This is a genomic window from Nocardioides humilatus (genome assembly GCF_008373755.1).
GTDB lineage: Bacteria > Actinomycetota > Actinomycetes > Propionibacteriales > Nocardioidaceae > Nocardioides > Nocardioides humilatus.
Map to the genome: position 1 here is coordinate 1,001,913 of NZ_VUJV01000003.1, position 20,985 is coordinate 1,022,897.

Annotated in this window: 18 protein-coding genes; 4 read left to right on the forward strand and 14 right to left on the reverse strand. The window is 70.6% G+C overall.

The window, feature by feature from the left end; all coding sequences use genetic code 11:
• Positions 1 to 2 precede the first annotated feature (2 nt).
• The gene (locus F0U44_RS12690) at positions 3 to 1,772 is read left to right on the forward strand and encodes an AMP-dependent synthetase/ligase (RefSeq protein ID WP_149728631.1); all 1,770 of its coding nucleotides are present in this window, start codon (positions 3 to 5) and stop codon (positions 1,770 to 1,772) included.
• A 10-nt stretch (positions 1,773 to 1,782) separates the two neighbouring features.
• Positions 1,783 to 2,733 carry an alpha/beta fold hydrolase gene (locus tag F0U44_RS12695; RefSeq protein WP_149728632.1) on the forward strand — a complete coding sequence of 317 codons (951 nt, stop codon included), beginning with the start codon at positions 1,783 to 1,785 and terminating at the stop codon, positions 2,731 to 2,733.
• Here the strand turns inward: F0U44_RS12695 and F0U44_RS12700 are convergent.
• Positions 2,730 to 4,877: a molybdopterin-dependent oxidoreductase gene (locus tag F0U44_RS12700; protein WP_149728633.1), complete on the reverse strand. Its 2,148-nt coding sequence runs from the start codon at positions 4,875 to 4,877 to the stop codon at positions 2,730 to 2,732. The genes F0U44_RS12695 and F0U44_RS12700 overlap by 4 nt on opposite strands.
• A gap of 5 nt (positions 4,878 to 4,882) precedes the next feature.
• Positions 4,883 to 5,851: an alpha/beta hydrolase gene (locus tag F0U44_RS12705; RefSeq protein ID WP_149728634.1), complete on the reverse strand. Its 969-nt coding sequence runs from the start codon at positions 5,849 to 5,851 to the stop codon at positions 4,883 to 4,885.
• Positions 5,852 to 5,941: 90 nt separating this feature from the next.
• Between F0U44_RS12705 and F0U44_RS12710 the strand changes: the two genes are divergently transcribed.
• Positions 5,942 to 7,891, forward strand: a complete 1,950-nt coding sequence (locus F0U44_RS12710; protein WP_149728635.1) for a GMC family oxidoreductase N-terminal domain-containing protein — start codon at positions 5,942 to 5,944, stop codon at positions 7,889 to 7,891.
• Here the strand turns inward: F0U44_RS12710 and F0U44_RS12715 are convergent.
• From F0U44_RS12715 to F0U44_RS12730, 4 genes are read right to left on the reverse strand one after another with little or no spacing between them, the layout of a single operon-like run.
• Positions 7,881 to 9,161: a phosphotransferase gene (locus tag F0U44_RS12715; RefSeq protein ID WP_149728636.1), complete on the reverse strand. Its 1,281-nt coding sequence runs from the start codon at positions 9,159 to 9,161 to the stop codon at positions 7,881 to 7,883. The two genes, F0U44_RS12710 and F0U44_RS12715, sit on opposite strands and share 11 nt — an antisense overlap.
• Before the next feature lie 7 nt (positions 9,162 to 9,168).
• On the reverse strand, positions 9,169 to 10,188 hold the full coding sequence (locus F0U44_RS12720) for a DUF7064 domain-containing protein (protein ID WP_149728637.1): 1,020 nt from the start codon (positions 10,186 to 10,188) through the stop codon (positions 9,169 to 9,171).
• Between the two features lie 39 nt (positions 10,189 to 10,227).
• Positions 10,228 to 11,391, reverse strand: coding sequence for an acyl-CoA dehydrogenase family protein (locus F0U44_RS12725; RefSeq protein ID WP_149728638.1), 1,164 nt, complete (start codon positions 11,389 to 11,391; stop codon positions 10,228 to 10,230).
• Entirely contained in the window at positions 11,388 to 12,431 is a 1,044-nt protein-coding gene (locus F0U44_RS12730; protein ID WP_223163665.1) for a phosphotransferase family protein, read from the reverse strand. Before F0U44_RS12730 ends, F0U44_RS12725 begins: the two co-directional genes overlap by 4 nt.
• Before the next feature lie 100 nt (positions 12,432 to 12,531).
• On the opposite strand from F0U44_RS12730, the gene F0U44_RS12735 reads away from it, so the two are divergent.
• A complete protein-coding gene (locus F0U44_RS12735) occupies positions 12,532 to 13,254 on the forward strand; it encodes a MerR family transcriptional regulator (RefSeq protein WP_246160439.1) in 723 nt (240 codons plus the stop codon).
• A 59-nt stretch (positions 13,255 to 13,313) separates the two neighbouring features.
• Here the strand turns inward: F0U44_RS12735 and F0U44_RS12740 are convergent, their stop codons facing one another.
• The 8 genes from F0U44_RS12740 to F0U44_RS12775 all read right to left on the reverse strand — a co-directional run bounded on the left by F0U44_RS12740 (position 13,314) and on the right by F0U44_RS12775 (position 20,974).
• Entirely contained in the window at positions 13,314 to 14,453 is a 1,140-nt protein-coding gene (locus tag F0U44_RS12740; RefSeq protein WP_149728639.1) for an acyl-CoA dehydrogenase family protein, read from the reverse strand.
• A gap of 109 nt (positions 14,454 to 14,562) precedes the next feature.
• Complete coding sequence (locus F0U44_RS12745; protein ID WP_223163666.1) at positions 14,563 to 15,372, reverse strand: alpha/beta fold hydrolase; 810 nt, start codon at positions 15,370 to 15,372, stop codon at positions 14,563 to 14,565.
• Positions 15,373 to 15,395: 23 nt separating this feature from the next.
• On the reverse strand, positions 15,396 to 16,637 hold the full coding sequence (locus F0U44_RS12750; RefSeq protein WP_149728640.1) for a DUF445 domain-containing protein: 1,242 nt from the start codon (positions 16,635 to 16,637) through the stop codon (positions 15,396 to 15,398).
• A 19-nt stretch (positions 16,638 to 16,656) separates the two neighbouring features.
• On the reverse strand, positions 16,657 to 17,277 hold the full coding sequence (locus tag F0U44_RS12755) for an Abi-alpha family protein (protein ID WP_149728641.1): 621 nt from the start codon (positions 17,275 to 17,277) through the stop codon (positions 16,657 to 16,659).
• A gap of 13 nt (positions 17,278 to 17,290) precedes the next feature.
• Positions 17,291 to 18,145, reverse strand: a complete 855-nt coding sequence (locus F0U44_RS12760; RefSeq protein ID WP_149728642.1) for an oxygenase MpaB family protein — start codon at positions 18,143 to 18,145, stop codon at positions 17,291 to 17,293.
• 81 nt (positions 18,146 to 18,226) lie between these two features.
• Complete coding sequence (locus tag F0U44_RS12765) at positions 18,227 to 19,063, reverse strand: oxygenase MpaB family protein (protein ID WP_223163667.1); 837 nt, start codon at positions 19,061 to 19,063, stop codon at positions 18,227 to 18,229.
• Positions 19,064 to 19,092: 29 nt separating this feature from the next.
• Positions 19,093 to 20,271 (reverse strand): acyl-CoA dehydrogenase family protein, encoded by a 1,179-nt coding sequence (locus F0U44_RS12770; protein ID WP_149728644.1) that lies wholly within the window; start codon positions 20,269 to 20,271, stop codon positions 19,093 to 19,095.
• Between the two features lie 79 nt (positions 20,272 to 20,350).
• A complete protein-coding gene (locus F0U44_RS12775) occupies positions 20,351 to 20,974 on the reverse strand; it encodes a TetR/AcrR family transcriptional regulator (protein ID WP_149728645.1) in 624 nt (207 codons plus the stop codon).
• Between the last annotated feature and the right edge of the window lie 11 nt (positions 20,975 to 20,985).

Sequence of the window (20,985 nt, forward strand, 5' to 3'; positions counted from 1 at the left end):
CGGTGGAAACCCCGAACACCCTCTGTGCCGCCTTCCAGCGCACCGCCGCTGTCCACCCCGACAAGGTCGCGGTCCGCACCCCCGACGACAGCGTCGCCATCACGTGGCGCCAATACTCCGACCGGGTCCGCAAGGTCGCCGCTGGACTGGCCGGCCTCGGCGTCGGCCACGGCGACACCGTCGCCCTGATGCTCACCAACCGCCCGGAGTTCCACGTCGCCGACACCGGCGTGCTGCACACCGGAGCGACGCCGTTCTCGATCTACAACACGCTCGCCACCGAGCAGATCGCCTACCTGTTCTCCAACGCGGGCAACAAGGTGGTCATCACCGAGAAGCAGTTCCTCGAGAAGCTCAAGCTGGCCAACGCTGAGGGGCAGATCGAGCACTTCTTCGTCGTCGACGGCCCGGCTGAGGGCGCGCTGACCCTGGAGGAGCTCGAGGCGAGCGGCGACCCGTCGTACGACTTCGACGCCGGCTGGAAGAAGGTCCAGCCCTCCGACGTGTTGACCCTCATCTACACCTCCGGCACGACCGGCCCGCCGAAGGGCGTGGAGCTGACCCACTCCAACCTGATGGAAGAGATGACGGCGCTGGAGGGCTACTACCCCCTCACGCACGACGACTCGCTCGTCTCCTACTTGCCCGACGCCCACATCGCCAACCGGTGGGGCGCCCACTACAACAACCTTCGGTTCGGCATCCAGATCACCACGGTCGACGACCCGAAGCAGATGATCGCGACCCTGGGCACGGTCCGGCCGACGTTCTTCGGTGCCGTGCCGGCCGTTTGGTACAAGGTCAAGGCCGGCATCGAGGCAGCCCTTGCGGCCGAGCCCGACGAGAAGAAGCGCAAGATCGCCAACTGGGCGATCGCGACCGGCACCAAGGTCGCCTGGCTCAAGTCCGACGGCAAGAACGTCCCGCTGACCCTCAAGGTGCAGCACGCCCTCGCCGACCGGCTCGTGCTCAGCAAGCTCCGCGAGAAGATGGGCCTCGACCGCGTCCGGGTGGCGGCCACCGGTGCGTCGGCGATCGCGCCCGACGCGCTCGCCTTCATGCTCGGCCTCGGCATCCCCGTGCTCGAGGTGTGGGGCATGTCCGAGACGTCGGCCGTCGTCACCATGAACCCACCCGACGGCATCCGCATCGGCACCGTCGGCAAGGTCGTGCCGGGCGACACCAGGATCAAGCTGGCCGAGGACGGCGAGCTCCTCGTGAGCGGCCCGCTCCTCATGCGCGGCTACCGCAACGACCCGGAGCGCACCGCCGAGGCGATCGACAGCGACGGCTGGATGCACACCGGTGACATCGCGACGATCGACGCTGACGGCTACGTGAAGATCGTCGACCGCAAGAAGGAGCTCATCATCAACGCGGCCGGCAAGAACATGTCGCCGCAGAACATCGAGGGCGCGATCAAGGTCGCCTGCCCGCTGGTGCTGAGCGCCGTCGCCATCGGTGACGACAAGCCTTACGTGACCGCCCTCCTGACGCTCGACCCCGACGCGTGCGCGGCCTACGCCGCCAAGGCCGGGCTGGCCGACGCCTCCCCCGCGGTCATCGCGCAGGACCCGGCAACGCGGGTGCTGATCCAGGCCGGCATCGACCAGGCCAACGAGAAGCTGGCCCGCGTCGAGCAGATCAAGAAGTTCGCCATCCTCCCCACCCCGTGGGAGCCGGGCGGCGACGAGCTGACCCCGACGATGAAGCTCAAGCGCAAGCCGATCGCGGAGAAGTACGCCGCCGAGATCGACTCGCTCTACAGCTGATCGGCGGCCGATGAAGCCGACCCGCAACCGCTGGATCCGCCTGGGCCACCGCGGCGTCTGGGCGCTGCGGCCGCTCGGACGGCGCGTGCCCGGCCAGTGGGAGCCGACGCTGCCGCCGAGCACCCGGCTGACGCTGCCCGGACGCGGCGAGGTCTCGGTACGGGTGGCTCCCGGCCCGCCGGGGTCGTCGACGGTCCTGCTGCTCCACGGCGTCACCTGGTCCTGCGACATCAACTACGCGTGCGTGCTGCAGGAACTCGCCGAGCAGCACACCGTGATCGCGGCCGACCACCGCGGCCACGGCGGCGGTCTGCCCGCCACGGGGCGCTTCACGATGGGCGATCTCGCCGACGACGCGGTCGCCGTACTCGACGCCCTCGACGTCGAATCCGCGATCGTCGTCGGCTTCTCGCTCGGCAGCCTCACCGCTCTCCACCTGGCAGTTCGCCACCCCGAACGGGTGGACGGACTCGTGCTGACCGCGGGCGGCCTCGCGCTGCGCTCCAGCCGGCTCGAGCGGCTGATGATGCACCTGCCCGGGATCGTCTTCGGCCTCCTCGGCCGCTCGCGACTCGGGCGCTCGGTCGGAGCCCGCTACTTCGGGCTCAACCGCCGCGACCCCGTGTTCCGCGAGCGGTGGCCGTGGCTCCGCGCCGAGCTCGAGCGCAACCAGGCGGGCGCGATCGCGGGCTCTCTCCGTGCCGCGGTGAAGCACGACCTGCGCGGCCAGGTCGACGCACTCCGGTCGCTCCCGACCACGGTCGTCGTGCACGAGCACGACCTGGCCCTCCCGACCTTCCTCCAGCGGGAGATGGCCGTCGAGCTCGAGGCCGACGTGGTCTCGATCGCCACCGACCACGAGGCGCCGCTGTCGCACCCCGAGGTCTACCGCGACGCCGTACTCGAAGCGGTCGCCAACGTCGAGGGGCGGGCCTTCCCGCGCACCGCCGCGGCGGGCTAGGCGGGCGCGAGCTCGACCGGGATGCCGTTGACGACGGCGGTGCCGGTCGGTACATCGACCAGGTGGTCGTCGCCCAGGAGGTTGCTGTTGACGCCGGGCCGGTCACCGGCGACGGCGGCGCGGGTGCCGGGGACGCCGTGGCCCCAGCCGTGCGGGAGGCTGACGACGCCGGTGCGGATCGCGTCGGTCACCTCGACGGGCGCGACGACCGAGCCGGTGCGCGTGGTCAGCCGGGCGTCGGCGCCGGCGACGAGGCCGAGGCGGGCCGCGTCGTCAGGGTGCACCTGCACCGTGCAGGTGTTGCTGCCGCCGTTGAGCGCCGCGACGTTGTGCATCCAGGAGTTGTTGGAGCGCAGGTGGCGGCGGCCGATCAGCACCAGCCCGTCGCGCCGCGGCAGGGCGAGCTCGGCGGAGAGGCGTTCTACGTCGGCGATGATCGCGGGCGGGGCGAGCTCGACCTTCCCGCTCGCCGTCGACAGCACATCAGGCAGGCGTTGCCCGAGCGGCCCGAGGTCGATGCCGTGCTGGGCGGCCGCCACGTCGGCGAAGGTCAGGTCGTAGGGGCCGGCCTTCAGGAGGAGGTCGAGCAGCCGCGGCGGGCCGGTCAGCCCGGGCGCTGCCTCGGTGCCGTTGAGCGCGGCGACCTGGGCGGCGAGCCCGTCGTCCAGCGCCGCGACGTCGGCGTCGGCCCCCAGTCCCATCACGATGCCGGTCAGCCGCAGCATCGTCTCCCACTCCTGCGGGAGCGGGCTGTCGACGACCGCGTCGGACCAGCGCGCGATGTTGCGCACCGAGTATTGGTAGAGCAGCAGGTCGTAGTGCGGCCGCTCGAGCGGCGTCGGGCCGGGCAGGATCACGTCGGCGTGCCGCGTCGTCTCGTTGAGGTAGACGTCGATGCTCACCATGAACTCGAGCCCGTCGAGGGCCTCGTCGATCCGGCCGGCGTTGGGTGCGCTGACGCACGGGTTGCCGCACACCGTCAGCAACGCGCGCACCTGGCCGTCCCCGGGCGTGAGGATCTCGTCGGCGAGCGTGACGACCGGCAGCTCACCCATGACCTCGGGCAGGCCCCGCACCCGGCTCAGCCACCGACCGTGCCGGAACGGCTTGCGCGGCCCCGGCCGGGTGTTGGGCTGGCCCGCGGCGGCGAGCGGGAAGAGCACGCCGCCGGTGCGGTCGAGGTTGCCGGTGATCACGTTGAGCACGTCGATGAGCCAGCTCGCCAGCGTGCCGAACCGCTGCGTCGTCGTGCCCATCCGTCCGTAGACAGCCGCGCTCTCGGCCCCGGCGAGCTCGCGCGCCATCCGGCGGATCTCACCGGCGTCGACCCCGACGGTCTCCGCGACCGCTTCCGGGGTGAAGGAGACAGCCAGTCGGCGTACGTCCTCGAGTCCGGCCACGTGACCCTCGGCCGCCCCCAGCGAGTCGAGACCCTCCTCGAAGATCGTGTGGACCAGCGCGAAGAGGAGGAGCGCGTCGCTTCCCGGGCGTACGGCGACGTGCTCGCTCGCCGCCTCCGCCGTGCGGGTGCGCACGGGGTCGACCACCACGACCTTGCCTCGCTCGCGGATCGCCTTGATGCGGCCGCGCATGTCGGGCGCGGTCATCAGGCTGCCGTTGGAGACCAGCGGGTTGCCGCCGATGAGCAGCAGGTGGTCGGTGTGGTCGAGGTCGGGGATCGCGACCGTCGCGGGGTCGCCGAAGAGGTAGCCCGAGGCGAAGACCTTGGGGATCTGGTCGACGCTGCCGGCGCTGAAGATGTTGGTCGTGCCGAGCGCCTTGATGAGGGCGCGCAGGTAGAGCGCGCCCGCGAGGGAGTGGGCGGTCGGGTTGCCGAAGTAGGCGGCGACCGACTGGGCGCCGTACGTCTTGATGATCGGGAGCAGCCGGGCCTCGACCTCCGCGAAGGCTTCGTCCCAGCTCACCTCGACGAACTCCCCGTCGCGCTTCACGAGCGGCGCGCGCAGCCGGTCGGGATCGGCATGGAGGGCGCCGATCGAGGTGCCCTTCGGACAGACGTAGCCCTGGCTGAAGACGTCGTCCTTGTCGCCGCGCACCTTGATGTCGTGGATCTCGGGGCCGGTGACGACCTCGAGGCCGCAGGTCGCCTCGCAGAGCGGGCAGGTGATGAATGCGGTGCCCATCGGGGTCAGCCCACGTCGGACAACGCGGCGCCGTCGAGCTCCTCGACGAACCGCACCATCTCCCGGAAGGCCAGGCGCGCCTCGGGTACGAGCCCGAAGATCGGGAAGACGTGCACCTGGCCGGGCCAGACCTGCAGCTCGCAGTGGCCGCCGGCGGCCGTCTGCACCTCGCCCCACAGCTCGCTGTCGCCGCGCATCATCTCGCCGCCACCGGCGATGACCAGCGTGGGCGGCAGGTCGGGGCCGGCCTCCAAGGAGACGTCGAAACGCGGGTCGTCGCGGTCGGCACCGCGGAAGTAGTGGCCGATCAGGCGCCGCGCGAACCGCGGCACCGTGGTCGCGTCGTTGCTCGGGCCGTAGGCGGCGGCCGCGGTGTCGAAGCTGCCGTCCACGAGCGGCGAGATCAGCACGAGCCCAGCGGGCATGCCGACACCGATGCGGCGCAGCTCGCCGCACAGGCTCAGCGACAGGTGGCCGCCCGCGGAGTCGCCCGCGACGACGATGTCCTCGGGGCGGTGGCCCCGCGAGAGCAGCCAGAGGTAGGCCCGGACGATGTCGTCGTGGGCGGCGGGAAAGCGGTGCTCCGGGCCGAGCCGGTAGTCGAGGCTGAACGCCCTGCGGTCGGTGCGCCGCGCGAAGGCGGCGACGAACCCGCGGTGCGTGCGGGGCGAGCAGACGGCGTAGGCGCTGCCGTGGGTGTAAAGCAGCACCTGGTCGCCTGGGCGGGCCTCCGGCCCCACCCACTCGCCGCGCACCTGACCGTTGTCGGTGTGCTCGCGCACGTGGGTGTGCGGGACCTTGTCGAAGCCGGCGAGGACACAGGCCCGCTCGATGGCGGTGCGCGCGACCCGCACGGCCGGCGCGGGCGTCGGAAGCACCCGGCTGACCTGCTTGAAGGTCGACCGCATCACGACATTGACGGCCTGGCTCTGGCGGGACGGCACGTGGCCGCTGACGTCATAGGGCGCCTTCACAGATTCATCAGACCACAGGTGTCCTCAGAAGTCAGGAGATGTCCGCACAAGCCGTTGTTGGCGCGCCGCGGAGGGCGTAGGTTCTCGTCCATGGCCGACCCGGATCGCGTGCGGGTAGCCGCCGCCCTCATCGCCGACACCCTTCTCCCCGCGGCCGATGGGATGCCGTCGGCGTCCGATCTCGGCACGGTCGACGTCATGCTCAGCATGACCGCCAACAACCCGCGCGACGCCGACCGCAAGCAGCTCGACCTGCTCCTCAAGCTGTGGAACACCCGGACGTTCGGGGTGCTGGCCAACGGTCGTCCCCGCCGGTTCGCCGACCTCAGCCAGGCCGACCGCGAGGCCGTCCTGCTCTCGCTCGCCCAGTCGCGTCTCCCCCAGAAGCGGGCGCTCTTCGCTGCGCTGCGGTTCGGGCTGCTCGTCGCGGGCTACTCCTGCCCCGGCCCGACCGGCACCTCGCCGTTGTGGGCACGCACCGGCTACGCGCCGCCCTTCGGCGTCCGGCCCGACGCTCCCCCGCGCGCGCTCCAGCCGCTCTCCGTCGACAAGGACACCGAGCTCTCGTGCGACGTCGTGATCGTCGGCTCCGGCGCGGGCGGCGGCACCGCGGCCGGCGTGCTGGCCGCGGCCGGCCTCGACGTGGTCGTGCTCGAGGCCGGGCAGTATCACGACGACGCCGACATGGACGGCGCCGAGCTCACCGCCTTCACCCAGTTCTACGCGCCGGCCCCGACGATGACCGCCGAGGGCCAGATCGCCTTCATGCAGGGCTACGGCGTCGGTGGCGGCACGGTCGTCAACTACACGACCTCCTTCCGCACGCCCGACGACGTCCGCGAGCAGTGGGCAGCGCTCGGCGCGCAGCAGTTCGCCGAGCAGGAGTACGGCGACGCGCTCGACGCCGTCTGCACCCGGCTCGGCGTCAACACCAACCATGACCGCGCGGGCATCCGCGACGCGATCATGGAGCGCGGCCTGGAGAAGCTCGGCTGGCACGTCGACGCGATGCCCCGCAACGTCATCGGCTGCGAGCAGGACGTCGAGTGCGGCCGCTGCGGCCTGGGTTGCCGGATCGGCGCGAAGCAGTCGACCGCGAAGACCTGGCTCGTCGACGCCCACGCCGCCGGCGCGCGCATCTACGTCGGCACCCGGGCCCTGAAGGTCACCTCGGCCAACGGCAGGGCGACCGGAGTCGAGGCCGTGTCAGACAGCGGCGCACAGGTCGTCGTACGGGCTCGGGCGGTCGTCGTCGCGGCCGGCTCGCTGCAGACCCCGGCCCTGCTGCGGCGCAGCGGGCTCGGCAACCGCAACATCGGCAAGCACCTCCGGCTGCACCCGGCGACCGCCGTCTGGGGTCGCTACGACGAGGACGTGCTGCCGTGGACCGGCCCGCCGCAGAGCCGCTTCTCCAAGGAGCACCGCGACCTCGACGGCGAGGGCTACGGCGTCATCTACGAGACCGCCCCGATCACCGCAGCCTTCGGCGCGGGCTTCCTGCCGTGGCACGGTGCAGCCGCTCACGCCGGGCTGATGAAGGACCTCGGCAAGCTCGCTCCCGTCGCGGTGATCGTCCGTGACCGCGACCCGGGCGAGGTCAAGGTCGACAAGCAGGGCGAGCCCGTCGCCCACTACAAGGTCTCGCCGCACGACGCCGCCCACCTGCACCGCGGGATCGTCGGCGCGGCCGAGATCGCCGAGGCCGCCGGCGCCACCGAGATCTTCACGACGCACGCCCGGCGGGTCGGCTACACGCCCGGCCGCGGATCGCTGGACCAGTTCGCGACCGACGCGCTGGCCGAGGGCTACGCACCGGGCCGGTTGACGCTCGCCGCGCTGCACATCATGGGCACCGCGCGGATGGGCGGGTCGCCGGAGATGTCGGCCATCAACCCCGACGGCGAGACCTGGGACCTCAAGGACCTCGTCGTCGCCGACGGGTCGTGCTTCCCGACCGCCTCAGGCGTCAACCCGATGATCTCGATCGAGTCGATCGCCTACATGAACGCGACGCGGTTGGCGGCTCGCCTCACGAAGTAGGCGGTACGTCGGCGATCGACGGGTAGGCGGGGTTGTCGATCGCGAGCCGCGCCAGCACCCAGCGCAGCAGCTGCTCGCGGGACGCGCCATCACTGACCTCTGCCTCGATGGCCTCCACGTCGGCTCCCAGCGTCGCCTCGCGCTGCACCGTCTCGAGCGCGTTGATCGCGACCCGCACCAGGAAGCGGGCCCGACCCTCCAGCTCGGGCAGCACGTCCTCGCGGAGCTGGGCCGCGGTGACGCGCACCAGGTCGTCGGCCGACGGCCACGGGTCGGCATGCAGGTCAGCGCTGGTGCCATCGACATCGGCACCCATCAGCAGGAGGAGGTCGAGCTCGACCTCGGTGACGCGTCGACCGATGAGGGCGTGCTCGATCGACCGCTCGCCGCCAGTGAGGACGCGAGAAGCCTGGTACTGACAGATCACGCCCCACTTGATCGTCGCCAGCACCTCCCACCACCGCAGCCGCTCCGGGTCGACGGTGCGCCCGGAGGCCTCGGCGTACGCCGACAGCAGTTCCTCGCGCGAGCCCAGCCCGCCGGCCGGGCCGGCTCCCCCGAAGCGCCAGGCCGGCGCGCAGAACCAACCGAGGTCCTCGTCGGGGTCGCCCAGGTGCACCAGCTCCCAGTCGAGCACCGCGACCAGACCGTCGGCGTCGCAGAGCAGGTTGCCCATCCGGAAGTCGCCGTGCACCACGGCGTCCCTGACCGGGTCAGGCAGCCGGTCGGCCAGCCACTGCAGAGCCAGGTCGAAGACCGGGTTGGCGTGGCCGAAGGAGCGGTGGAGCGCAGCGAGCGCGTCGAGCTGGTCGCGCGGCCCGAGCCGGGCGAGACCGTCGGGCGATGCACGGTGGATGCCGGCGAGCGCCCGGCCTGCGTCGGCGACGAGGACCTCGCGCAGGCCCGCGAACTCCGGGTCGCGCAGCAGCTTCGCGGGCAGGGCCTGCCCCTCCCTGCGGGTCATCAGGTAGCCGTCGCCGAGGACGGGGTCGCCGACGAAGGCGGCAACGACCGACGGCACCGGCACGCCAGCAGTCTCGGCCGATCGGAGCGCAGCCGTCTCGGCGGGTATCCCCGCCCGCAAGCCGCCCGTGGGCTGGCCGCCCGACGTACGCATCACCAACGCGTGGGCGACGCCGGTCGCGTCCACCGCGTCCACCGCCGCAAGGTCGGCGGACGCACCGCCCGCGAGCCGCTCGACCGACGCGACCTCCACCGGCGCCGGCAGCACCTCGGCGAGGACCGCCGCCACTGCCTCCGCCTGGTTCATCAGGGCGTCACCACGCGCGCCCGACCGGGCGGCCGTCGACCATCTGGTCGAGGTATTCACTCATCCCATGGCCCACCCGGCCGTCGCACTCGAAGCGCGACATCGCCTCGGTGATCCGGGTCTCGAGCGGCGTGCCGTCCGTCGCCGTCCGGCGGTTGCGCAGCGGCAGCAGGGTCAGCGCCTCCCCCACCACCTCGTAGCTGCGCTCAGCAGTGACGACGGTGATCCGTTGCCGCACGGCGCGGTGCTGGTCGTCGTAGTCACTGGTGAAGGTGAGGTCCTCGATCGGGACGTACGACGCCACGCCATCCGCACCCGGACGCAGGACCATCCCCGCGGGATGCGCGGCACCGTCGGGGCCGCCGACGAGGACGGGGCACATCGCGAAGTCCGGGCCGAAGGCGAGCGGGAGGAAGCGGTACCAGCGGACGTTCTGCCAGTAGCGCGGTCCCCACGAGTGATCACGCAGCCCGAGCCCGTCGACCTCGAAGGACTCCTCACCGACGCGCACGTGGCCGACGCCGCGGACGTGCTGCTCGTAGTGACCGCGGGCGAACTCGGCGAGCAGCGACGACACCTCGGTCTCCGGCTCGGAGCCGTCGGGCTCGCCGCCGTAGGGGACGGCGAGGCCGTGCAGGTCGAGTGCGATCGACCCCTCCACGCGCGGGCTGGTCGCGAAGGCCTTCGCCGGGTCGGCCATCAGGTCCGGGTCGTCGAGCACCCAGAGCGGGCCCTCGTAGGAAATCCGCACGTGCGCGAACGGCTCGACCACCTCGAAGGCGGCACCGCCCGCGGCCAGCCGGGTCGGGTCGTCGATCTCGGCCCGCGCGAACGCGAAGGCCACCCGACCGTCGGGCAGGTAGACGCAGCAGGTGACCTCGGCGTAGCCCTCGCCCGGTCGGTTGCCGACCCGGACCCACACACCGAGGCCCTGGTCGCCCGCCATCACGTTGGCATACATGCTCTCGTTGAAATTGCCCTCCGCGCCCGGCGGGTGGCAGAGCTCGTCAGCAGGTTCGAGGCGCACGCCCGACATCATCGCCCGATCATCGCCTGTTCGACGCCGTCAGCGCCCCAGCACCTGCCGCGCGATGGCGTACTTGTGGACCTCGGTCGGTCCGTCGTAGAGACGGAAGGCACGGATGTCGCGGAAGATCATCGCCACCGGCGTCTCGTCGCTGATGCCCATGCCGCCGAGCACCTGGACGCAGCGGTCGGCGACCTGGAAGAGCTGCTCGGAGACCGTGGACTTCACCATCGAGCTCTCGTGGCGGCCGCGCTCGCCCTGGTCGAGCTTCCAGCAGGCCCACCAGATCATCAGGCGGCACTGCTGCAGCGCGATCTCGTTGTCGGCGAGCATGAAGCCGACGCCCTGGTGCTGGCCGATCGGCTTGCCGAAGGCGGTGCGCGTGCGGGCGTAGTCGAGGGCGATGTCGTGGGCGCGGCTCGCGGCACCCAGCCAACGCATGCAGTGGGTCAGGCGTGCGGGTGCGAGCCGGAGCTGCGCGTAACGGAAGGCCTCGCCCTCCTCGCCGAGCAGGGCACTGGGCGGCAGCCGCAGGTCGTCGAAGAGGACCACGCCGTGGCCCTCGACGTAGTTGCGGTCCATCGTGTCCATGGTCCGCTCGATGACGATGCCGGGGGCGTCGCCGTGGCAGAGGAAGAGCGTCGCGCCGGCCCCTTCGAGGTCGGCCATGATGATCCAGGTGCGGGCCCCGTTGGCGCCGGTGATCAGCCACTTACGCCCGTTGATGACGTAGTCGCCGGTCGAGGCGTCGCGGACGGCCTTCGTCGTCAGCTGGCCCGGGTCGGAGCCCGCCCCGCCCGGCTCGGTCATCGCGAAGACCGAGCGCTGGTGACCGTCGATGACCGGCTTGAGGAACTCCGCCACCTGGGCCGGGTTGGCGATCTTGGAGAGCAGGAACATGTTGCCCTCGTCGGGAGCCGCGCAGTTCAGCGCGACCGGCCCGAGCGTCGACCAGCCGGCGGCCTCGAAGAGCACGGCCTGCTCGAGGTGGCTCGGCGCGATGCCGCCGAACTCCTTGGGCGCCTGGAACGTCAGCAGCCCGGCCGCACGGGCCTTCGCGACCAGCTCGCGGCGCAGGTCCTCGGTCGGACCGTGCTGGGTGAGGCGCGGGTCCTTCTCGTAGGGCACCACCTCGTCGGTGACGAACTGGCGGATCTTCGCCGCCAGCTCCGCAGTCTCCGCGGGGATCTCGAAGTCGATCATGATGCTCCATCCATGAGCTCGTGGGCGCGCTCGAAGAGCCGCACCGTGGTGGTGTGCAGTCGGTCGCCGATCTCTCGCGGCGCCAGTCCGGCATCAGCCCGCGCGTTGCTTCCCTCGAGGATGATCCCGAGCTTGAAGCAGGCGAGGACGACGTACCAGGTCAGGTGGGTGAGGTCGCGCGACGTCTGGGTCGCGTAGCGCTCGACGAGCTCGGCACCGCTGGGCAGGCCGCCGGCCCGCGCAAGGAGCCCTGCAAACTCGTCCGGGGCGCCGGGCAGGTCCCAGGTGGCGACCATCCAGCCGACGTCGAGCAGCGGGTCGCCGATGGTGGACATCTCCCAGTCCACGATCGCGGCCACGGCCGGCTCGTCGCGTCGGAACATCACGTTGCAGGCGTGGTAGTCGCCGTGGAGGATCCCCGGCTCCCACTTCTCGGGGACCCGCTCCTGCAGCCAGGTGGCCACACCGGCCACGTCGCCGATGTCGGGGCCTGGATAACCGGCCAGGGCGTCGTACGACGCGAGCTCGGCGAGCCACCGGTCGACCTGTCGCTCGAGGAAGCCCTCAGGGCGGCCGTAGTCGGTCAGGCCGACGGCCACGTGGTCGACCGCGTGGAGCGCAGCCAGGGCGTCGACCATCGAGAAGGAGAGGTCGCGTCGCTTGGGGACGTCGCCCGCCGCCGCGTCGGGGAGCTCGGAGCCTGCATTGAAGCCCTCGATCGGCTCCATCAGGTAGAAGACGGCGTCGCCGAGGACGTCGGTGTCGTCGCAGGCAGCGATCAGCTGCGGGTGCGGGACGTCGGAGCCGGCCAGTGCGCCCAGCACCCGGGTCTCGCGGCTGATCACCTTGTTGCTGCCCGGCCGGAGGTGCTCGGGGCCGCGCCGGAGCACGAAATCACGGCCGTCACGGGTGAGGCGCAGCATGATGTTCTGGGTGCCACCGGAGAGCGGGCGCACGTCGGTGATCGGGCCCGACCCCAGGGCGCGCTCGTCCATCCAGGCCGCGACCCGGTCGAGGGGGAGCTCCATCGGCGCCTGCACGCCCCTTTCTCCAGTGGTCAGTGACCTTGACAGTACTACTGTGACAGTTTCACTGTTAGCATGCAAGCGAGCCGGGCCGACAGTGGGAGGAGTGGTCGACGTGAGCGTCGAGCCGAAGGGCGACGAGCAGCTGATGACGATCGACGAGCTGGCGAGCACCGCCTCGACGTCGGTCCGCACCGCCCGCTACTACGCGAGCCTCGGCCTCCTGCCGGCGCCCGAGCGCCGCGGCCGCCTCGCCTTCTACGACGAGCGCCACCTGGCCGCGCTCCAGCTGATCCGCGCCCTCCAGGAGCACGGGTTCTCCCTCGCCGAGATCCAGGACTACCTCGAGCGCGTGCCCGAGGGCGCCACTGCCGACGACCTGGTCATCCAGCGGGTCATGCTCTCGCCGTGGGCCAACACCCGCCCCGAGACCGTCTCGCGCGCCGAGCTCGACGCGCGCGCCGGCCGCAAGCTCTCGAAGGCCGAGGTCGCCTTCCTGGCGACGGTCCGCGCCATCCGCGAGGTCGAGGACGGTTTCGAGGTCCAGATGACCTTCCCGATCACCTGCCAGCTGCTCGACCTCGACATCCCGATGGACGCCGTCCACGACGCCGACGCCGCGATCACCCGGCACATGGATGCCCTCGTCGACGACCTCACCGCCGTCGTACGTCACCAGGTGCTCGCGCCCTTCCGCGCCCAGGACCACACCGACGCCGAGCGCGACCGCTTCGAGTACAGCCTCGGCAAGCTGCGCCAGCTCACCCTCGAGGCCCTCGTCGCGTCGTTCCAGCGCGCCTCGAACCAAGCGATCGTCCGCGCCCTCGAGCCCAAATGAGCGAGTCGGTGGGCTCAAGGTGACCAATAGATCACTCTGAGCCCACCGACTCGGCTGCGTCAGAGACCCAAGCTGCGGCCGATGATCTCCTTCTGGACCTCGGTGGTGCCGCCGTAGATCGTGGAGATCCGGCTGTCGCAGTAGGCCCGGGCGATCGGGTACTCCAGCATGTAGCCGTAGCCGCCGAAGAGCTGGACGCCCTGGTTGACGAGCTTGTTCTGCAGCTCGGTGGCCCAGTACTTCGCCTGCGAGGCGCCGACCGCGTCGAGCTCGCCCTTGATGTGCTTCTTGACGCAGTCGTCGACGAAGGTGCGGGCGATCGTCGTCTCGGTGTACATCTCCGCGACGAGGAAGCGGTTGTGCTGGAACTTGCCGATCGGCTTGCCGAAGGCGTGGCGGGTCTTGGCGTAGTCGAGGCACATGTCCGTGATGCCCTCGCAGGCCGAGACGGCCTGGCACGCGATGATCAGGCGCTCCTGCGGGAGGTTCATCATCAGCGAGATGAAGCCCGAGCCCTCGGGGCCGAGCAGGTTCTCCTTGGGGACGCGGACGTCGGTGAAGGAGAGCTCGGAGGTGTCCTGCGCGTGCAGGCCGATCTTCTCGAGGTTGCGGCCGCGCTCGAAGCCGGGCATGTCGCGCTCGACGACGAGCAGGCTGATGCCCTTGTGACGGGCCTCGGGGTCGGTGCGGGCGACGACGATCACCAGGTCGGCGTTGATGCCGTTGGAGATGAAGGTCTTCGACCCGTTGAGCAGGTAGTGGTCACCCTGGTCGACCGCGGTCGTGCGGATGCCCTGGAGGTCCGAACCCGCGCCGGGCTCCGTCATCGCGATGGCGGTGATCAGCTCACCGGTGACGCAGCCGGGCAGCCAGCGCTGCTTCTGCTCTTCGTTCCCCAGGCTGATGAGGTAGGGAACGATGATGTCGGTGTGCACCGAGAAGCCGGGGCCGTTGGCACCGGCGCGGGCCTGCTCCTCCGACACGATCATGTTGAACCGGAAGTCGTCGATGCCGGGGCCGCCGTACTCCTCCGGCACGTCGAAGCAGAGCAGACCTGCCTCGCCGGCCTTCAGCCACAGGTCGCGGGGCACGATCCCGTCGCGCTCCCACTGGTCGTGGTGCGGCACGACCTCCTTCTCGAAGAAGGTGCGAACGGTCTGACGGAAGTCCTCGTGCTCGGGCTCGAAGATGTCACGCATGGGGGCAGCTCCTCATTGGTCTCGACCTTGACAGTAAGACTGTCACAGTTGTGCTGTCAATGAGCGGGAATGTGACATATGCCCAACACGCAGCGGTTCCTCGGCGTCGTCAACTCAGCAGGTGCGCGGTCACAGCAGCCGCCGCGCGGTCGGGCTGCTCCCAGAAGAGAAGGTGTCCCGCTCCATCGAAGAGCTCGAGGGCGGCACCCGGGATGAGGGCGGCGAGCCGCTCCCCCGCTTCCCGGAGTACGACGGTGTCGACCGTGCCGTGCAGGACCAGGGTCGGCGTCGCGACCCCCGCCAGCCGGTCGCGCGCGTCGTGCGCCTGCGCGGCCCGCATCTGCGCGACGGTGACCGGACCGGGCACGCGGACGGAGGTGGCCGCCGCGGCGAACTCCTCGTGGCGCCCCTCGCCCGCGCTGAACGGCGAGGACAGGTTGGCCTCCACCATCAGGTCGATCGCGAGCGCGCGCTCCCCACAGGTCGCCGATGCGACGAAGTTGGGCTGGTGCAAGCCCCAGGTCGCACCGGCCGCATCTTCGGGGCCGGCCCAGGTGCAGCAGAGCACCAGGCGACGTACGCGCTCGGGGTGCGCGAGCACCAGCTCCTGTGCGACCGCTCCGCCCATCGAGGCGCCCAGCACGTGCGCGGTCTCCCAGCCGACCGCGTCGAGCACCGCGACCGCATCACCTGCCAGGTCGGCCACGGAGAAGTCGCCATCGACGCGCCGCGACCGACCGATGCCTCGATGGTCGAAGGCCACGACGTCGAAGTGCTCGGCGAGCCCAGCAAGGAACGGCTCGCTCCACATCCGGTGGTGGCCGGACACGCCCTGGATCAGCAGCAGCGGCTCGCCCGCACCCCGTCGGCTGTAGGCGAGCGGGCCACCTGGGGTCTCGGCGAGCTCGATCTCGGTCACGAACCCATCCAAGCCCAGATCGGTCACAGTCCGCCGAGGCGCGTCAACAAGAAGACCTGGAGCTCACCGACGACGAAGCCGAGCCCACCGCCGATGACCACGACGAGCCACTCGTCGTCCTTGAAGACCGGGCGCAGCATCGCCTCGAGCCCTTCGTTGGACAAAGCACCGAGCGAGACCTCGACCGTGCGCTCCACGTCGAGCGCCTCGATCAGGTAGGGCCCGAGCCGCTCGGACGCCTCGTGCACCCGGCTCGACGCAGCCGCCACGACCGTGCGGCGCAACGCCTCGTAGCGCGCGGTGCCGATGGCCGCTGGGACGAGCGGCTCGACCAGGCCGAGCTCGGCGTCGATGGCCGCCTCGACCTCCTGGTGGACCAGCGCGAAGAGCCGGTCGGCCAGCGGTCCGTCGAGCAGCGCGCCGAGGATCAGCTCGGGCCCGAGCACCTTCTCGGCGGCGATCTTGGCGTACTCGGTGATGAAGTGATCGCGCTCCGCGAAGGCCAGGCCCTGCCACTTCACCAGACCGAAGTAGCGCTTCTCCTCCTTCGGCTCGAAGACCATCTGCAAGGCGATCCAGTCCGACACCAGACCGACGATCAGGCCCGCGATCGGGATGACCAGGTGGCTCTCGGTGAAGGCGAAGATCACCATCTGCAGCAGGCCGACGAGGAAGCCAAAGACCAGGCCGAAGCGCTTCATGAACGTCATGACCGGGCCCATCGGACCGCGCACCAGGTCGACGAGGAGCCGCTTGTCCTTGATCAGCTCGGCCGTGACGATGTAGCTGATGTTGAAGAGCTCGTCGATGTTGTCCTGGGCCTGCTGGAGCAGGTTGGCGACCATCTGAGGAGCGCGCGACCGGGCCCGCGCGATGGCCAGCGCCTTCGCTCGCGCCGGCACCTGGTCCCACCGCGGCCCGAGGATGTCGCGGGCGACCGAGTTGATCGCATCGACCATGATGTCGTCGCACTCGGTAGCGATCCGCTGCGGGTCGAGCCGGTCGACGAGCTCGCGCGGGTCGACGACGTTGTCGAGGATGATGTCGGCGGCCTCGGCCCCGAACTTCGCCGCCCGCCGCGGCAGCTGACCCTGCCAGCCGAACGGTCCGATGCCCTTGAAGTCGATCGGGCGGAAGACCATCTCGATCGCGACGACCTTGGTGATCCAGCCGATGAAGGCGCTGACCACCGGCATGAGCAGCAGCACCCAGGGGTGCGCGACGAAGACGTCCCAGGCCTCCGCTGGGGTGTTGAGCCCGCTCACCGGACACTCACCCGGGCGCTCACTCGGTCACGTCCGGCCGGGTCGCCTCCCACAGGGCGCGACCGTGCTCGCTGAGGCGCAGCGTCTTGCGCTCCACGCGAGCGGGGAGCTTGCCGAGCGCTCCCTCCTTCAGCGCCGGCCGGACCTCACGGTCCGCGAGCACCATCTCGTAGCCGACCTCGTTGGCCTTGTCCTCCGGGCCGGTCTCCACCAGCCCGAGGTGGAGGAGGTGGGCCACGTAGCGGGTCGTGCGGCTCGGCAGGGTCACGGCCGCCGTACGTCCGATCAGGGAGGCGTTGCTCAGCAGCACGTCGCTCGTCCCGCGGCGGTAGACGCTGACCGTCGACGCGGGCGCGCCGTCAGCGAGGGCGGCGATGATGCGGGCCTCGTCCGGCAGGAGCTGCCGGAGTACGGCGACCAGGTACTCCCGCTCGCTGCTCAACGCATCGTGCTCGAGCGACTCGCTCAGCAGGGCGGTCATCATGTCGCGCGGCGATGCCGCGAACCGCGGCTCGGGCGCGACCGTCAGCGACGGGCGGGCGGGCGGCGGGCTGGCCGCGTCCATCCGGGCGCGGACCAGGCCCCACATCGTGCGCTCTACCGTGGCGACGACCGACACCGCCGTATTGAGAAGACCCACGGGGGCACCGTACTCAGACAAGGGGGCGCCCGGTGCGTGCTCGGCGACGCACGTCCCACAGGAGCACGTTGAAGGGCGCGTTGCGCAGAGCGCGGGGCACCCGGCGCCCGACCATCCCGGTCGCCCGGTTGACCGTGTTGAAGACGGCCTGGTGGCGCGGCGACCAGGGCAGGTCGAGCCGCTCGCGCAGCTGCCACGGCGTGTAGCCCGTGTTCATGAAGGTGAGCGGCAGGGTCGCCGGCCGGATCCACCGCGGCGTCATCTCGAACCGGATGAGCATCCGGCAGTAGGCCTTGGTCGCGTCGTCGATGTCGGCGTTGGCGAGCCGCGACTGGAAGAAGTCCTTGAAGTCCGCGCGGGTCGCCGGCCACAGGTCGCGCGGCATCTGCAGCGTCGTGCCGAAGATCGCGAGCTGCTGGTAGATCGCCTCGGCGAGCTCCTCCTCCATCGGTCCGTGGAGCCGCTCGTAGGTGTCGGCGAAGCCGTAGTAGAGGCACGCCGCGACCCACAGCTGGAGGTCGCGGTCGAACGCGTTGTACTTGACCGGGCTGTCCTCCGTCGAGCGAATGTGACGGTGTGCCCCGTTGACGGCCTCTCGATAAAGAGCGCGGTCCTCGTCGGTGCCGAGCGCAGAGACGGCGAGGTAGGTGAGCGTCGTACGGGCTCGCTTGAAGGGGTGGAGGTCAACCCGCCCCGACTCGACCTTCGACTCCATCACGCCGTAGGCGACTCCCGGAGCTCCGAGCATCTGCAGCGCCACGTTGGCCGGTCCCGCGACGAACGCGGCCGGGCCGTCCCAGTAGTCGCGAAGATCAATCTCATCGACCTTCTCGAGTCCGGAGACCGGCTCCAGGGGCAGGGCGCTCATGCTGACCTCCATTGGTCTGCGAGTAACTGACTACTCGCGTAGTCAATCACCCTTCGCCGCTGCCGGGAAGGGTGGAGAACGTCACACCAGCTGGCGCTTGAAACGGCGCCGCAACCGCAGGTCGAGCAGCAGGAGGCCGAAGGGCTGGCGGCGCAGGATCGAGGGCACGACGCGACTCACCAGGCGGGTCAGCCGGAAGACCCGGTCGTGGCGCCGCTGGTCGGCGGCGGTCCACGGGACGTCGAGCGCTTCACGGAAGTACGGCGGCAGCGAGCCGATGTTCATGAACCGGATGAACCGCGCGAAGGTGACCCGCAGCGGCCACGGGAACGCGTTGACCCCCAGGACCACCTTGAGCAGGTAGCGGCGTACGTCGGCGTCGTAGGACACCCGCCGCAGACCTTCAGCCCAGTAGACCTCGAAGGCGGCCCGATCGGCCGGCCACATGTCCTCGCGCACCTGGAGCGTCGTACCCAATCGCGAGCCGTGGCGGTAGAGGAGGTCGAGCGTGGCTTCGTCGAGCGGTCCGTGGAGCCGCTGGACGATGTCCTCGGTGCCCCAGTAGAGGCAGGCCGCAACCCAGAGCTGGAGCTCCGGATTCATGGCGTTGTAGGCCACCGGGCTCTCCTCGGAGCCTCCGGCCGAGCGCACCTGCGCGTGCTGGCGGTTGACCTCGCGCCGGTAGGCGGCGCGCTCGTCGTCACTGCCGAGGAGAGCGACGGACAGGTAGGTAAAGGTGGTCCGCGCGCGCTTGATCGGGTGCAGGTCGGTGCGCCCACTCTCGACCTTGGACTCGAACACCCCGCGCCCCACCTCGGGCCAGCCGAGCTGCATGATCACGTTGGCGCCGCCGGCGTAGAGCGCAGCGATGCCGTCGATGTAGGGACGGATCTCCGCGATGTCGCTGTCAGCGGTCACACCAGTAATGCTGGACGGGTGGGCAGCCATCAGTAGCTCTTCGGCAGACCGAGCATCTGGGTGCCGATGTGCGCGAGCACGAGCTCCTCGGCCACCGGGATGTTCTTGCCGATCCGGGCGTCGCGGAACATCCGCTCGACCGGGTACTCCTTGCTGTAGGCCATGCCGCCGAGCGTCTGGAACGCCTGGTTGGCCGCCTCCCACGCCACCTGGGCGCCGGTCAGCTTGGCGATGTTGGCCTCGGCACCGCACGGCTCCTGCCGGTCGAAGAGCCACGCCGCCTTGTAGGTCATCAGCCGGCCGAGCTCGACCTTGGCCTTGATCTGGGCGAGCGGGAACTGCAGCGCCTGGTTGGCGCCGATCGGCCGCCCGAAGACGACCCGCTCCCGCGCGTAGTTGCACGCGACGTCGAGGGCCGCGTCGGCGGCACCCATGCCGCCCGCTGCTGCGAGGATCCGCTCGGGGTTGAGCACGTCCCACAACACGGCGAAACCGAGGTCGACCTCGCCGATGACGTTCTCCGCCGGGACGCGGACGTCGTCGAAGAAGACCTGGCTCGAGTAGAGGATGTTGCTCCCCATCTTGGGGATCGGCTGGTAGGTCAGCGTGCCGTCGGCCAGCGCCTGCTTCACGTCGACGAGGAAGAGCGTGAAGCCGGCGGTGCGCGGCCGCGCTTCGGCGGCCGGGATCGTACGGGTGACCGCGACCATCCAGTCGGCGTTCTCGACGTTGGAGATCCAGACCTTCTGACCCTTGATCAAGAAGTCGTCACCGTCGCGCCGGGCAGAGGTGGTGATCTCGAGCGCGTTGGAGCCCGCGTCGGGCTCGGTCAGCGCGAGGCAGAACTGCAGCTCACCGGTCGCGAGGCCGGGCAGGATCCGCTTCTTCTGCTCCTCGGTGCCGTGGCGGGTGACGGTCATGCCGCCAAAGCCGGGGGTGGTGATGTAGAAGAAGCTGCCCGCCGTACCGCCCGACGCACACAACGTCTCGTTGGCGACCGCGAGCTCGAGCAGGCCTTGGCCACCGCCGCCGTACTCCTCGGGGACAGCGAGGCCGAACCAGCCACCGGCCGCCAGGTCGTCGTAGACCTCCTGCGGGAAGCGGTGCTCCTCCTCGCAGCGCGACCAGTAGGCGTGGTCGTACTTCGCAGCAACCGCAGCGACACCCTCTCGGACGGCAAGGGCCGACTCGGGAAGCTCGAAATCCATCTGACAACCTCCGTACTCACATTGACACCATGACTGTAACAGTTCCGCTGTCACGGTGCTAGCGGAGGTGAGCCGGACCTCAGCGCGGGCTCGAACCCATCGCCGCCACGGTGAGCAGCAGGTCGACGCAGTGCTGCACGAAGACCTCACGAGGTACGTCGAGCTGGCCACCGACGTAGAGGAAGAAGTCGTGGCCCAGGGCACCCACCAGGCTGGCCGACTTGAGCCGGCGCTGGTCGGCGCTGTCGCGCTTCGGGATCTGGTCGGCGATCATCTCCGCGATGATCGGGAAGAGGCGCTCGCGCGCCTCGAAGAGCAGCGGGTCGGTCGTCGGGGCGACGAAGAGCACCTGGCCACGGGCGGGGTGGCCCAGGGCGAACTCGACGACGGCCTCGACCGCCGCGACAGCGACAGCACGTGGATCGTGGGAGCCGGCGACCGCAGCCACGGCATCGACGATCGCCGAGCGCCCCTCCTCGGCCAGCGTCTGGAAGACCGCGACCGTGAGCTCGTCACGGTCTTGGAAGTGCTCGTAGAAGTAGCGCGACGTGAGGCCGGCTTCACGACACACGGCCCGCACGCTGACGGCCTGTCCCCCGCCGGCGGCGATCAGCGTCACGCCTGCTGCGAGCAGGCGCGCGCGGCGGTCCTTCTGGCGCTCGGCCAGCGTCGTGCCGCCCCAGATCCGAGGCGTGGTGTCCATGGTGGGTCACC